8 protein-coding genes and 3 tRNA genes are annotated in these 14,523 nt (G+C 72.7%); 4 read left to right on the plus strand and 7 right to left on the minus strand.

The annotated features are described in order from the left end of the window. Window positions 1-70: 70 nt before the first annotated feature. Window positions 71-1,858, plus strand: coding sequence for a hypothetical protein (locus tag AB8O64_RS12000; RefSeq protein WP_370419149.1), 1,788 nt, complete (start codon window positions 71-73; stop codon window positions 1,856-1,858). Window positions 1,859-2,053: 195 nt separating this feature from the next. On the opposite strand, the gene AB8O64_RS12005 is transcribed toward AB8O64_RS12000, so the two are convergent. Further along, complete coding sequence (locus tag AB8O64_RS12005; protein WP_370419150.1) at window positions 2,054-4,285, minus strand: NB-ARC domain-containing protein; 2,232 nt, start codon at window positions 4,283-4,285, stop codon at window positions 2,054-2,056. Between the two features lie 219 nt (window positions 4,286-4,504). After that, entirely contained in the window at window positions 4,505-6,124 is a 1,620-nt protein-coding gene (locus tag AB8O64_RS12010; protein ID WP_370419152.1) for an FAD-binding oxidoreductase, read from the minus strand. A 535-nt stretch (window positions 6,125-6,659) separates the two neighbouring features. Here AB8O64_RS12010 and AB8O64_RS12015 point away from each other — a divergent pair. Then, a complete protein-coding gene (locus AB8O64_RS12015; RefSeq protein WP_370419153.1) occupies window positions 6,660-8,321 on the plus strand; it encodes an APC family permease in 1,662 nt (553 codons plus the stop codon). A gap of 129 nt (window positions 8,322-8,450) precedes the next feature. On the opposite strand, the gene AB8O64_RS12020 is transcribed toward AB8O64_RS12015, so the two are convergent. The 3 genes from AB8O64_RS12020 to AB8O64_RS12030 all read right to left on the minus strand — a co-directional run bounded on the left by AB8O64_RS12020 (window position 8,451) and on the right by AB8O64_RS12030 (window position 8,857). Continuing rightward, window positions 8,451-8,527: transfer RNA gene (locus AB8O64_RS12020), tRNA-Ile, on the minus strand. A 179-nt stretch (window positions 8,528-8,706) separates the two neighbouring features. Then, window positions 8,707-8,779: transfer RNA gene (locus tag AB8O64_RS12025), tRNA-Asn, on the minus strand. A 5-nt stretch (window positions 8,780-8,784) separates the two neighbouring features. Then, a tRNA-Asn gene (locus tag AB8O64_RS12030) sits at window positions 8,785-8,857 on the minus strand. A gap of 254 nt (window positions 8,858-9,111) precedes the next feature. Here AB8O64_RS12030 and AB8O64_RS12035 point away from each other — a divergent pair. After that, on the plus strand, window positions 9,112-9,399 hold the full coding sequence (locus AB8O64_RS12035; protein WP_356456668.1) for a YtxH domain-containing protein: 288 nt from the start codon (window positions 9,112-9,114) through the stop codon (window positions 9,397-9,399). Window positions 9,400-9,441: 42 nt separating this feature from the next. Then, window positions 9,442-10,878, plus strand: a complete 1,437-nt coding sequence (locus AB8O64_RS12040; protein WP_356456670.1) for an FGGY family carbohydrate kinase — start codon at window positions 9,442-9,444, stop codon at window positions 10,876-10,878. A 10-nt stretch (window positions 10,879-10,888) separates the two neighbouring features. On the opposite strand, the gene AB8O64_RS12045 is transcribed toward AB8O64_RS12040, so the two are convergent. Next, complete coding sequence (locus AB8O64_RS12045; protein WP_370419156.1) at window positions 10,889-12,097, minus strand: sigma-70 family RNA polymerase sigma factor; 1,209 nt, start codon at window positions 12,095-12,097, stop codon at window positions 10,889-10,891. A 488-nt stretch (window positions 12,098-12,585) separates the two neighbouring features. Further along, on the minus strand, window positions 12,586-14,490 hold the full coding sequence (dnaG, locus tag AB8O64_RS12050; protein WP_370419158.1) for a DNA primase: 1,905 nt from the start codon (window positions 14,488-14,490) through the stop codon (window positions 12,586-12,588). Window positions 14,491-14,523 lie beyond the last annotated feature (33 nt).

Below are 14,523 nucleotides of genomic sequence, written 5' to 3' on the forward strand. Positions count from 1 at the left end.
CGCAAGGTATCGTCGGCCGGGGCCGTCCGGGGAGAGCCACGGCCGACGCGATCGTCATGGGGAGGACGCGGTGCCGGTGTCGCCCGGGCAGACGCACCTCGCCGCGCCCGGCGGACCGGAGCGCTGGCGCACGATCGGCGCGACCCACCACGTCCTCGGCGTCATCCACAACGTCACCTCCGCGACCCGTCTGCTGGACCTCCTGTCCGTCTTCGAGGGCGATACACGGATACAGGTGCATTTCACATGCACGGGTTCGTCGGCGTTCGACGGGGGAATGCGGGAATTCATCGCCGCGAGGGAAATGCCGTGCATTCCTTGGGACGAGGCGTGCGAGCTGAAATTCGACCTCGCGGTCAGCAGCAGCCGCGGCGGGGAGTTGCAGGATATTTCCGCACCACTCATATGCGCCCCGCACGGTGCCGGATACAATAAAACACTCAGCCGGGAGCCGGGAGCCGGGAGCCGGGAGCCGGGAGCCGGGAGCCGGGAGCCGGGAGCCGGGAGCCGGGAGCCGGGAGCCTTCGGCCTGACGGATGAATGGCTGGTCCATGACGGCCGGTTGATCCCCTCCGCCATCGTCCTGTCCCACGACGAGCAACGCGAACGCCTGCGCGACGGCTGTCCCGACGCGGTGCCCTTCGCCACCGTCGTCGGCGATCCGTGCGCCGACCAACTGCGGTCCTCCACCCCCTTCCGGGACGCCTACCGGGCGGCCCTCGGCGTACGCCCCGGCCAGAAACTGCTGGTCCTGACGTCGACTTGGGGCCGGCGCTCCCTCCTCGGGCACGGCGGCGACACGGTACGCCGGGCGCTCGCCGAGCTGCCGCGGGACGAATACCGCGTGGTGGCCGCGGTACACCCCAATGCCTGGCACGGCCACGGCGGTTGGCAGGTGCACACGTGGCTCGCGCCGTTCGTCCGCGCCGGGCTGGTCCTGCCCGTCCCGGAGACGGACACCTGGAAGGCCGCCCTGACCGCCGCCGACGCGTTCATCGGCGACCACGGCTCGGTCACCCTCTACGGCGTCGCGCTGGGCCTTCCCGGCCTGCTGGGCGCCTTCGACGACGGCGTCGTGGCACCCGGCTCGCCGATGGCCCTCCTGGGCGGGCTGCTGCCGCGCGTCGCGGCGGGACGGCCCCTGGCCGGGCAACTGGCCGACGCCGCGGCCACGCAGCCCGGCGACGAACGGCTGGCCGAGGTGGGCGGCCTGGTGACGTCCCGTCCGATGCGGTCGATGGCCCTGCTGCGCGCCCTGTTCTACGAACACCTCGGGCTGCCCGAACCGGCCGACCCGGCGGTCGTCCGGCCTGTCGCCATCCCCCGCCGCCCCCACGACCGCCGCCGGGACCCCGCCCCTCCCCCGGTGTTCGTGACGGCCCACTTCGAGGAGCACGGCGGGGCAGCCACGGCAGTCACGGTCCGCCACTACCCGGCGGCGGTACAGGGCTCCGAGGCCGGACACCTTCCCGACCCCCACCTCCTGGCCGTCGAAGGCGAGCCGGACGTCCGCTGGCTGCACACGGCGGACATCGTGCTGGCCTACCCCGACGCGACGGGACGACCCACGGGGGAGGTCGCGGAGCCGCTGTTCGACCAGTATCCGGGGTGCGGCGCGGTCGCCGTTCCCGAGCCGGCCGGGCTGGACGGAGACTGCGGGCTCGCCCTGCGCGACGGCCCGGAGCTCACGGCCCGCTGGCGCGACCCGCAGTGGTGGACCACACCACAGACCGCGGCGGCGACCGCCTACGCCTGCCTGGCCCGTTTCGGCCCGTCCTGGGAGGGCGAGATCACGGTCCGGGCGGGAGAACACCTGCCACCCGCCGTACTGACCGTTGCCGCCGTGCGCTGGGGATGACGTGTCCGGGCCGTGTCCCCGTGCGGCCGTACGGGGAAAAGCCACCGGTCGGACGGCCGTGCCAGCGCGCTCCGCGCGGAAGCGGAGGCCTGGCAGGGCTGCCGGGTGAGCAAGCCCCGAGCCCGCGTGGCCGACGCGAAGCCGACACACCGCTCGGGCCGAAACCCCGGTCGGCGGGGGCAGCGCCCCCGCCCGCTACGAGCCGCCGCCAGTCGCGCCATCGGTAGAGGCCCCGTCGGCAGACGCACCGTCGTCGTCCCGCGCGGCCAGTCGCACCCGCACCGCGGCCGCCTTCACGCTGCCGATCCCCGTATACGTCTCCAGCGCCGCTTGCCACTCCCGGCGGGCGCCCTCGGGGTCGCCGCTCGCGGCCAGGACGTCGCCCCGCAGCAGTACCGCGTCCGCCAGCTCCTTGGGGGCGACGCGGGGCGGGAACAGGGTCATCGCCTCGTCGAGCCCCGCCAGGGCCTCGTCGGGGCGGTCGGCCCGGAGGCGGGCTTCCGCGTAGCGGGTGAGGGCGCGGGCCTCGTTGTAGCGGTCCGGGCGGGGGACGGTGGGGTCGTGGCGGTCGGTCAGGGCGGCGAACAGGCGGCGGGCGTTCAGCAGCAGCCGCGCCGCCTCCGCATGATCGTGGGCGGCGTTGTGGGCGCGGCCCCGGTGGTACTCCAGCAGGGCGCGCCCCCGTGGGTGCTCGATGTCGCCGAGCGCGGTGGTGGCGTCCCGGAACAGGGCGATCGCGTCGTGAGGGCGCCCTTCCCGGAGCGCGAGCTGCCCCAGGCCCTCCAGCGCGGAGGACGCGGTACGCGCGTGCCCGATGCCGGCCGCGAGGGCGCGCGCCCGCTCGTAGTGGTGCCGGGCGGCGTCGTTGTCGCCGTCGCCCGCGCGGTCGTACAGCGCGAAGGCGGTCTCGTAGTGCATCCGGGCCAGGACGAGGTCGTCGCGCAGCCGCCCGGCCGCTTCGAGGGCCTGCTCGCACACGCCGATCCAGCGGGTGTGGTACTTCCGGCGGAAGAAGAAGCCCCGCAGCGCCTCGGCGAGTTCGCAGGTGAGCCGGTCGCGGCCGGTGCGGGCGGCGAGCGCGACGACGGCGGCCGCGTTCTCCCCGTCCGGCTCCAGCGCGTCCAGGGCCGCCGCCTCGCTCTCGAAGACCGCGGTCGGCAGGCCGCCCGGGGCGAAGCGGGAGCCGAAGCGCCACCGGTCGGAGATGAGGGCCTCGGCCGCCGCGGCCCGCTCCAGGTACCAGTCGATGATCACGTCCGTGGCAGTGTCGGACGAGGCCGCGCCGGGCAGGACCGCGCCGGGCGAAGCCGCGGGCGGGTCCTCCAGCAGCCTGCGCGCGTACGCGTGGACCAGGCCGTTCATGCGGTAGCGGCCGGCCGTGGAGGGCTCCAGCAGCCGTTCGTGGACGAGGGTCCGTAACGCCTTGGCCCCGTCGCGGCCGTCGCCGCCCAGCCGCTTCACCAGGTCGCCCGCGAACTCGCCGGTGGGGTGTGCGCCGAGCATCCGCCAGACCGCCGCCGCTCTCTCGTCCAGGCCGGAGTAGGCAATGTCGAGGACCTTGGGGTAGGGGATCTCGTCGGCCACGGACAGCGCCTCCCATACGGTCTGCGGATCGGTGAGCTCGTCGGCGAGCTCGCGCAGTGCCTCCACCCCTTCCGCCGCGCGCACGCGCGCGATACGGACCGCCAGCGGCAGCCCGGCGCAGGCGCGGATCACCTCGCGGAGCGCCTGCCCGCCGTCGCGGCCGCCCTCGTGCCCGTCGTCGGGGCCGCCCTCGGCGACGGGGCCGAACAGCTGCGCGCAGGCGTCGTCGTCCAGCGCGTCGAGCGTCACGTAGTCCGGTCCGGGCTGTGTGACGCTCAGGCCGGTGAGCCGATTGCGGCTGGTCACGACCACGACGCTGCCGGGTGCCCCGGGCAGCAGCGGGCGGACCTGGGCGGGCACGACGACGTTGTCGAGCAGCATCAGGCTCGGCTCGTCGGCCGTCAGGGACCGGAAGTACGCCGACAGTCCGGCCAGCCCGGCGGGCCGCTCCTCGCGCGGGGTGCCCAGCTGTCCGACGAAGGTCTCGAGCACGCTCACCGGATCGATCGGGGAGCGCGGGCCCTGGGGGCTCATGTCCGCGTAGAACTGACCGCCGGGGAAGTCGTCGCGCACGTCGTACAGCCAGCGCAGCGCGACGGCGGTCTTGCCGATGCCCGGGATGCCGGTGATGACCACGATCCGCGGGGCTCTGCGGCCGTCCCGTCCGGTCAGCAGGGCGTCGAGTCTCGCGCGGGGGGCGGCGCGGTCGACGAATTCCTCCGGCTCGGGCAGCAGCATGCGGGGCGTGCGGACGGGAGCCGCCTGCCCCCAGTGCACGTGCTGCGCCTGGATGACCGTTCCCGTGAAGGTGCCGCCGGAAATGTCGTTGCCGATGAAGTCCACGCACCCCGCCCGTCGTCGTTCCGGCCACGACCTGCCCGTGCCGGGCCCCCACGATGTCGTGATCTCGCGGACTCAGTGTGCCAAGCCGGCGGCGGACGGTGGTGCGATGTGCGCCACACGGCGCGAAAGGGCCCCGGGGAGGCCCGGAAAGCACGGGGTCGGGGCGCGGTCAGCGCGCCGCCCCGGCCGGGAAAGCAGCCGTCATCACTGCGGCCGTCGTCACTTCGGCGGGCGGATGGAGAGGGCGTGCCGGAACTCGTCACGCGGGTCCCACCGCGCCTTGACGCGCTGCAGACGGGGGTAGTTGTCCTTGTAGTACAGGGTGTGCCATGCGGTGCCCGAGGTGTTGAGGGCAGGGTCGGCGAGATCGGTGTCCGGGTAATTGATGAAGGAACCGTCGCTGACCGTGCCCGGCACGGGCACGCCGCCGCTGTCGGCGTACACGGACCGGTAGAGGTCGCGCACCCATGCCAGGCACGCTTCGGGGTTCCCTCGCCCGGCCTCCCAGCTGTTCATGTAGATCGCCTTGAGGATCGAGTCGCGCTGGGCGACGGCCGTCGCGTCGGCCGGAACCGTGTTGACCTTCCCGCCGTAGGAGACGAGCCACAGGGAGCCGTCGACGTCACCACCCGTCCCACTCGACAGATGGTCATGGACGGCGGCGATCTGCCGGTCCGTGAAGCGCTTGCGGAGATAGGCGGCCTTGGCCTTGAAGGAGGCCGGGGCCGTTTCCTGCACGCTGGCCTCGGACTGCAGCCACGGTTCTTCCTCCTGCCTCCGGTCGGGCCGTGCCCCCGCCCCGCGGCCGACCGCGGCGACGTAGTCGTCGATCAGCCGCCTCGCCCCCTCTCCGGTGGAGTCCAGGTGCCCCACGAGGCTGACGGTTCCCTTCCTGCGGCTGTTGAGCATCAGGACGCTGAACAGCCCGGCGTAGGGCGAGTCCGGCGCGCTGTCGTTCTCGTGCCAGGTGCCGTGATCGCGCACCAGTCTGCTGAACGAGCGCTGGTCAAGGTCCTTCCAGGACCAGGTGGCGTAGAAGGTGGTGACCGCTTCCGGGGCCCTGGGCAGCAGACGCGCGGGGTCCGAGCCCTTGGCCGCCGGGTCGCGGAACCAGTAGCGGGTGACGATGCCGAAGTTGCCGCCCCCGCCGCCGGTGTGCGCCCACCACAGGTCGTGGTTCGGGTCCGAGGGCTCCCGGGTGGCCACCACGGCGGAAGCCTTTCCGGACGCGTCCACGACCACGACCTCCACGGCGTGGAGGTGGTCCACGGACAGCCCGTACCGGCGGGACAGGGAGCCGTACCCGCCCCCCAGGACATGGCCGCCGACGCCGACCTCGGCGGTCGCGCCCGCCGGGATGGTCACACCCCAGCCGAGGAACAGTGTGCGGTACACCTCGCCGAGTAACGCGCCGGGCTGGACCGCGAACGCCCGCCGCCGGGCGTCGTAGGAGACCGCCCGCATGGGGGAGACATCGATGACGACACGCACCGAGGGATCGTCGACGAAGTTCTCGAAGCAGTGCCCGCCGCTGCGCACGGCGATGCGCCTGCCCTCCCGCACCGCCTGCTGCACCGCGTCGACGACCTGGGCGGTGGTGTTCACCACGCGTACGTAGTCGGGCTTTCCGACGAAGCGGGCGTTGTAGCCGCGATGGGTCAGGGACCGGTAGCGCGGGTCCCCGGGGCCGACGGTGACCGGGGCCGACGGGGGCGGGGCGTCCGTCGGCGGCGCGGCGAGGGCGGCCGGAGCGGTGACGCCCTGTGCGGCCGCCGCGGCGGCCGTTCCGCCGATCACCGCCGCTCCTGCCAGTACGCCGCGTCGTGTCACTTCCGCCATGGCCCGCTCCCCTTGTCACCTTGTTGCCGTATGAAACGATCTCCCCCCACGATGGGCTCTGCGGCACGGCGGAACATCGTCCGTGATGACCAACTGCCCCTCCACCGAAGGGTGTAGGGGCTCCCCTAGGGCCCCCGGGAGGGGCCGCTGCGCATCCGCGGCGCACGCTCTGCGGTCGGGTGGGGATGACGCGAGCATGTCGACCTCGCTGCCGGAGCCGAATGCAGCTGTTACCCCCGGTTGACGTAGTATGTCCGGCGTCGCTACTGCGTCCTCGGCCATCCCGTCGCCATCGAGCCCGAACAGCCGTCGATCTTGATTCGCGGCCCACCGGACTCGTCGCGCCACACCCGGTGCCCGTTCCCCGGGGCCGATTCGACGGAGCCCACGGGGCCGGCACGCAGCGCTTGCGGCTGCTTTCCGCTCAGCCACCGGACGGCGTCGCCGGTCGGTGCGCGCCGACGGAGCAGGCCCGGCAACCGGATGGACCGAGAGGCACGCAGAGGCGCTCCCTCGGTCTCCGGACAGAACGGAAATGCACGTCGTGGACATGAGCGCGGCCAATCGAAAAGGCCTCAGTCTCTTCGCCCTGATAATGATCGGACTGGGGTCGATCTTCGGCTCGGGCTGGCTCTTCGGAGCCGGTCAGGCGGCCCAGGTCGCCGGGCCCGCCGCGCTGGTCGCCTGGGTGATCGGAGCCGTCTTCATCGGCATGATCGCCATGACCTACGCCGAGGTCGGTGCCGCCTACCCGCTGCCCGGTGCCATGGCCCGGTTCGGCTCCATCTCGCACGGCCCGGTGCTGGGCTTCGTCACCGGATGGGCGGTCTGGATCGCGACCGCCTCCCTGATCCCCATCGAGGCCATCGCCGGCACCCAGTACATGTCGTCCTGGAGCTTCGGCTGGGCCCGGGGGCTGGTCGCCGACGGCAGCCTCACCGGCACCGGCATGGCGACGGCGCTACTCCTGACCGTCGCCCTGTGGCTGGCCTGCTACTGGTCGGTCGAGCTGCTGGCGCGCGCCAACAATCTCCTGACCCTGGTGAAGTTCGCCATTCCGGTCCTCGCGGTCGGCGCGCTCATCGCCTCCGGCTTCCACACGGACAACTTCACCGCGCACGGCGGCTTCGCCCCGAACGGCTGGTCCGCCGTCCTCACGGCCGTCACCGCCTCCGGCGTCGTCTTCGCCTTCAACGGCTTCCAGGCCGTCGTCAACCTCGGCGGCAACGCCAAGAACCCCGGCCGGGCCATCCCGCTCGCCCTCGTCGGCGCGCTCTCCCTCGGCCTGGTCATCTACCTCGCCCTCCAGATCGCCTTCCTCGGCGCCGTACCGCCGGAGCGGCTCGCCGAGGCGGGCGGCTGGAACGGGATCAACTTCGCTTCGCCCTTCGCCGACCTCGCCAAGCTGCTGATGCTGCACTGGGTCGTCACCATGCTCCAGTTCGGCGCCTTCATCTCACCGAACGGCGCCAACATCGGCAACGTCGCCTCGGCCGCGTATCTGGCCCAGAACCTCGCCGACACCGGCTTCTTCCCCAAGAAGATCGCCGAGGTGCACCCCCGCTACGGCGTCGCCCGCCCCGCCATGTGGCTGAACCTGGGCTTCTCCGTGCTGTTGCTCCTCACCGTCGGCCACAGCTGGGAGGCCCTGGCGAGCGTGGTCTCCGCCGCGATGGTCGTCTCCTACCTGATGGGCCCCATCGCGGTCGGCGTGTTCCGGCAGACCAAGCCCGACCTGCCCCGCCCGTTCCGCCTCCCCGCCGCCTCGGTGCTCTGCCCCATCACCTTCGCGTTCGCGGCCTGCGCCCTGTACTGGTCGAAGTGGCCCAACACCGGCAAGGTCGCCGTGCTCACCCTGGTCTCGGTGCCCATCGCCGCGGTGGTGCTGCGCCGGCGCGGCGGGACGAGCCTGCGCCGGCAGTTCGCACCGGCCTGGTGGATGGTGACGTTCCTGCTGTGGCTGGCGCTGCTGTCCGCCCTCGGCAGTGCCGAGTTCGGCGGCCACGGCGTCATCCCGGGCGGTCTGGACATCGCACTGGTCGCCGTGTCGGCCGTGGGCTTCTACTTCTGGGCCGTGCGTGCCGGCGTCCAGGCGCACCGCGCGGGCCTGCCGGACCCCGACCCCGTCCTCGACGCCCCCGCTGCCGACACCGTGCCCGTGCCCGGACCACGCCGGCCCGAGACCGTCGCCTCCTGACCCTCACGGACCGGCCCCACCTCGGCCTCACCAGCGCAGACGCACCATGACCAAGGGCCGCCACATCAGCATGTGGCGGCCCTTGGTTGTACAAGCACACAGGTCAAACGTTTCCTCGAAGTAACCGTGTGGTGGGGCGGGTGGGACTCGAACCCACGGCCGACGGATTATGAGTCCGCTGCTCTAACCGGCTGAGCTACCGCCCCATTCACGGCGCGTCGCGCACATCTGTGCGCGCCGTCTGCCGCAGCATAGCTGCTCATACGATCTGCTGCCCCTGAGGGTCCGCTTTGCGTGACCAGCCTGCCCATGAGGACTTCGATCACGCATGGATGGTTCCCTCCGGGCATGAAAAAAGGGCCCCCAAGGGGCCCTTCCTCCACTGCTCCCCCGACTGGACTCGAACCAGTAACCTGCCGATTAACAGTCGGCTGCTCTGCCAATTGAGCTACAGGGGACTGCGCTCCCCCGACTGGACTCGAACCAGTAACCTGCCGATTAACAGTCGGCTGCTCTGCCAATTGAGCTACAGGGGATTGCTGCGGTGCCTCGAATGCTCTGCCCTCCGGTCTCCCGGGCGGCGTGCGCTCGCTGCGACACATACATTAGCGCAAGCTGGGGGGTGCTCCGCCAATCGGTATCCCGTGAGTGACCTTCGGGTCCGACGGGTAGGCGGTGCACAGCCCCGAACGGCCCCGCCGACACGGGCGGGGCCCGGCAGGGCTCAAGGGTCATGAGGGTCGTCAGGGTCTGCGGGATCCGAGGGAAATCCGAGGGAAGGTGGAGCGCGATGCGCTACCGACTGACGTTCATCATCGGCGCGGCCGTCGGGTACGTACTCGGCGCACGAGCCGGGCGTGAGCGCTATGAACAGCTGCGCAAGGGCGCGCAGCGGGTCGCGCAGAACCCCGCGGTGCGCAATACGGCGGAGTCCGCCGCGCAGAACGGCCGGGCCATGACCGGCAAGGCTCTCCACACCCTCGGCGAGCGGATGCCCGCCTCGGTCTCGGACCGGATCCGCGGCCTGCGCGAGAAGGGCCAGGGCAGCGAGGACGACTGGGGCACCAGCAACACCTGACCGATGACGGACGGGCGCCGGGGATTTGGCATCATCCTCCGCATGGGCATAGTCGCGGGGCTGGACAGTTCCACCGAGAGCACGAGCATCGTCGTCTGCGACGCGGAGACGGGCACCGTGCTCAGGCAGGGTTACGCCCCGCATCCGACGACGGGCCCCGAGGGTGATCCGCAGGCGTGGCTGGTCTCGCTGGGCGAGGCCGCTGCGGGCGGGCTACTGGAAGGCGTGCAGGCCATCGGCGTGTCCGCGCAGCAGCACGGGCTGCTCGTGCTGGACGCGGGCGGGGTGCTCGTCCGGCCCGCGATGCTCGGCAACGACCGGCGTGTGCAGGCGGCGGCCGCCGATCTGACCGACGCGCTCGGCGGCCGGGCCGCGTGGGCGGAGGCCGTCGGATCGGTGCCGCAGGCCGGGCAGGCCGTGGCGAAGCTGCGGTGGCTGGCGCGAAACGAACCGGAATCGGCGACGCGGGCGGCCGCGCTGATGCAGCCCCACGACTGGCTGGTGTGGCAGTTGCTCGGCCGCCCCGTACGGCGCACGACCGACCGCGGCGCCGCGTCCTCGACCGGCTACTGGTCGGCGGCGACCGGCAGCTGGCGGCCGGATCTCGTGGAGCTGGCGCTGGGCCGCCAGGCGGCGCTGCCCGACGTGCTGCACCCCGCCGAGCCCGCCGGGCACACCCCGGAGGGCCTGCTGATCTCCGCCGGTACGGGCGAGACGATGGCGGCCGCCTTCGGACTGGGTGTCGGCCCCGGCGACGCGGTGATCTCGCTCGGCGCGTCGGGCTCGGTCTTCGCCGTGCACCACGAGGCGCTGGTGGACCCCACGGGCACGATCACCTCCTTCGCGGACGCGACCGGGCGGCATCTGCCGGTGGTGCACACGCTCAACGCGGTACGGGTGCTGCGCGGCACGGCCGAGATCCTCGGTACGGATCTGAACGGGCTGTCCGAGCTGGCGCTGCGGTCCACGCCCGGCGCGTACGGGCTGGTGCTGCTGCCGTATCTGGAGGGCGAGCGCACCCCGCACCTGCCGCACACCGCCGGAACGCTGGCGGGGCTGCGCCGCGAGAGCATGAAACCGGAGCATCTGGCGCGGGCCGCCTTCGAGGGCATGCTGTGCGGGCTCACGGACGCCTTGGACGTGCTGCGCGGGCGCGGCGTCGACGTGCGCCGGGTCTTCCTGCTGGGTGCGGCGGCCGAGCTGCCGGCCGTGCAGGCCGTGGCGCCGACGCTGTTCGGCGCGCAGGTCGTCGTCCCGCAGGCGGCGGACTACGCGGCGCTGGGCGCGGCCCGGCAGGCCGCGTGGGCGCTGGGCGTCCAGCAGGGCGTGCTGTCGCACCTGGAGCCGCCGCGCTGGCCCGCCGCGGCCTGCCAGGTCTTCGAGCCGGGTGAGGATCTGGCGGTGGGGCAGGCCGTGCGGCAGCAGTACGTGACCGTCCGCGAGCAGACCCACCCCGGGGCCTTCCAGGGCGGCGCGTGAGGTCGTCCGGTCAGTCCAGGTAGCCCCGGAGCTGGTCGGCGAAGGCGTGGTCGCGGAGCTTGTTGAGGGTCTTGGACTCGATCTGGCGGATGCGTTCGCGGGTGACCCCGAAGATCCGGCCGATCTCCTCCAGGGTGCGGGGGCGGCCGTCCATCAGGCCGTAGCGCAGCTGCACGACCTTGCGCTCGCGCTCACCCAGCGTGGACAGGACGGCTTCCAGATGCTCGCGCAGCAGCAGGAACGCGGCCGATTCGACGGGGGAGGCCGCGTCGCCGTCCTCGATCAGATCGCCGAGCGCGACATCGTCCTCCTCGCCCACGGGGGCGTGCAGCGAGACGGGTTCCTGGGCGAGGCGCAGGACTTCGCTGACCCGCTCCTCGGAGAGGTCGAGATAGGCGGCGACCTCCTCGGCGGTGGGTTCGTAGCCGCGCTCCTGGAGCATCCGGCGCTGGACCCGCACCACGCGGTTGATCAACTCCACGACGTGGACGGGGACCCGGATCGTACGGGCCTGGTCGGCCAGCGCCCGTGACATGGCCTGCCGGATCCACCAGGTGGCGTAGGTCGAGAACTTGTAGCCCCGGGCGTAGTCGAACTTCTCAACGGCCCTGATCAGCCCGAGGTTTCCCTCCTGCACGAGATCGAGCATGGTCAGCCCGCGGCCGATGTAGCGCTTGGCCACGGAGACGACGAGGCGCAGGTTCGCCTCGATGAGCCGCCGCTTGGCCATCCGGCCAAGGACCACCAACCGGTCAAGGTCGAGGGCGAGTTGGGAGTCGAGGTCGGGGGTGCTGCCGAGCTTCTCCTCGGCGAAGAGCCCGGCTTCGACACGGCGGGCCAGCTCCACTTCCTCGGCGGCGGAGAGCAGGGGGATGCGGCCGATCTCGCGGAGGTACTGGCGGAAGAGGTCGGAGGACGGGCCACCGGTGTCGGCTGCCCGCACCGCCGGCTCCGGGGCCGGCTCGTCGAAGCTCTCGGACACGGGTGGCTCGGACTGCCGTGGCACGGCCGGGGCCGTTTCGGCCGGGGCCTGGGGCAGGGTCGGGGTCCGGGTCTGCACGGGGGCGACCTCCAGGGTGATCGCTGCCGATTCGGGGGCGGCATGCGCAGGAGGGACGGAGACGGCCGGGCCGCCGTCCGTCCCGGGGATCAAGAGCGACTTCGCGAAGGGCTCCGGGTCCAGTCGCCCGGACCTGCCGCGCTCCGAGGACTCAGGCACCGCCCACCAGTGTGGGGTACGACACAGTCCCGCCACGAGGGGCGTGCGGGCATTTTCTGAGCCCGCACGGTGACCGGCCGATTACTGAACGGGGCCCTCGTCGGGCGGGCCGGGGCGGCGGGTGCCCCTGCGGCGCGGGCGGTGTCCTCGCCGGACCGGCCGGGGCGGCGCGTGTCCCTGCGGGACGGGCGGCGCCCGGCTGAGGCGCGGGCGGATGCCGCGCCGACGGGACGGGCGGTGCCGTCTGCGGACGGGCGGTGTCCTCGCGGACCGGCCGGAGCTGCGGGTGCCCCTGCGGGACGGGCTGCGCCCGGCCGGGGCCTCGGCGCCGACCGGGCGGCGTTCGGGAGCTCGTCCACGCCACTGGGCCAGCAAAGTCGCCGCTCGGCCGCGGCGCAGGCCGGTGTCCACACGGTAGGGCCCACGCCCCCGCGGGGCGGGTCAGTCGGCGCCGCCGGGACGTCCACCGCCCGGCCAGGGCAAAGGCGCTACAGCGCAGCCGCGCCGCGGTCCTTGAGGGAGCGGCCGTACTGCTCGAGGACCCACAGTTCGTTCTGCACGGCCGTCAGGTGCTCGGGGGCCGCCTGGGCGCCCAGGCGGACGAGGTTGCCCTGGACCTCCTCGATGCGGCGCTCGACCGCTCGGAGGCGGACCTGGACGAGCTGCACGCCCGCGTAGATCTCGTCCACGTTCTTGTTGTGGATGGCCTCCACGGCCAGCTCCGTGACCATGGCCCGGACCGTGTCGTCGGGGGCGACGTCGCGGACCCGGGCGAGGTAGTCCTCGGCGGCCTGGGTGACTCCCCCGGCCTGCTCGATGGCGCGGCGCACGGCCACGTACGGCGGTGCGGTGAATTCGTCCTCGCCGTAGGCGTCGAAGGCGGGGGCGACCAGCTCCGGGCGCTGGAGGGCGAGCTTCAGCAGCTCGCGCTCCGTGCGGTGGGCGGGGCTGCGGAGGTTCAGCGCGGGGCCGCCGCGGGCCGGGGCCTGCTGGGGGGCGGCGGGTGCGGCGCGGTGCTGCCGGCCGCCGCCCTGGACCTCCCCGGGGCGGACGCCCCGCTCGCGGGCCCAGCGGGCGAGCTGGCCCACGCGGCGGACGACGAACTGCGTGTCGAGGATGCCGAGCATGCCCGCGAGCTGCACGGCGTACTCGTGCTGGATGGAGCCGTTCTTGATGTTCGCGACGATGGGCGCGGCGGCTTCGAGGGCCGCGGCCCGGCCCTCGGCGGTGTCCAGGTTGTGCCGGGCGACGACCTGCCGGATGGCGAACGCGAAGAGCGGGGTGCGGGTGTCCACCAGGGCCTGGACGGCCGCGTCGCCCTGGGCGAGGCGCAGCTCGCAGGGGTCCATGCCGCCGGGGGTGATCGCGATGGACGTCTCGGCGGCGAACTTCTGGTCGTCCTCGAAGGCGCGCAGGGCCGCCTTCTGCCCGGCCGCGTCGCCGTCGAAGGTGAAGACGACCTCCGCGCCGGAGTTGTCCATCAGCAGCCGGCGCAGGATCTTGATGTGGTCGCCCGCGAACGCGGTACCGCAGGTGGCGATGGCGGTAGTGACCCCGGCCAGGTGGCAGGCCATGACGTCGGTGTAGCCCTCGACGACGACGGCACGGCTGGTCTTGGCGATGTCCTTCTTGGCGAGGTCGATGCCGTAGAGGACGTGGGACTTCTTGTAGAGCGGGGTCTCGGGGGTGTTGAGGTACTTCGGGCCGTTGTCGTCGTCGCGGAGCTTGCGGGCGCCGAAGCCGATGACCTCGCCGGTGATGTCGCGGATGGGCCACATCAGCCGGCCGCGGAAGCGGTCGATGGGCCGGCCGTTGCGGCTGTCCTGGGCGAGGCCGGAGAGGATCAGCTCCTTGTCGCTGAAGCCCTTGCCGCGCAGGAAGCGGGTGAGGTGGTCCCAGCCGGCCGGGCTGTAGCCGACGCCGAAGTGCTGGGCGGCGGCCTGGTCGAAGCCGCGGCTCGCGAGGAACGCGCGGCCGATCTCGGCCTCGGGGCTGTCGAGCTGCTCGACGTAGAACTTCGCGGCGTGCTTGTGCGCCTCGACGAGGCGGATGCGCTCGCCCTGCTGGCGGCCGGGGGTGTAGCCGCCCTCCTCGTACCGCAGGGTGATGCCGGCGAGGCCCGCGAGCCGCTCGATGGTCTCGGCGAAGGAGAGGTGGTCGATCTTCATGACGAAGTCGACGGTGTCCCCGCCCTCCTGGCAGCCGAAGCAGTAGAAGAGTCCCTTGGCGGGGCTGACCTGGAACGACGGGGACTTCTCGTCGTGGAAGGGGCACAGGCCCTTCAGGTTTCCGCCGCCCGCGTTGCGCAACTGGAGGTACTCGGAAACGACGGCGTCGATCGGGACCGCGTCCCGGACCGCCTTCACGTCGTCATCGTTGATCCTGCCTGCCACGCCGTGAATTCTACGGCCGGGGTACGACAGTCC

It is taken from the genome of Streptomyces sp. QH1-20, from assembly GCF_041283565.1.
Lineage (GTDB): Bacteria > Actinomycetota > Actinomycetes > Streptomycetales > Streptomycetaceae > Streptomyces > Streptomyces syringius.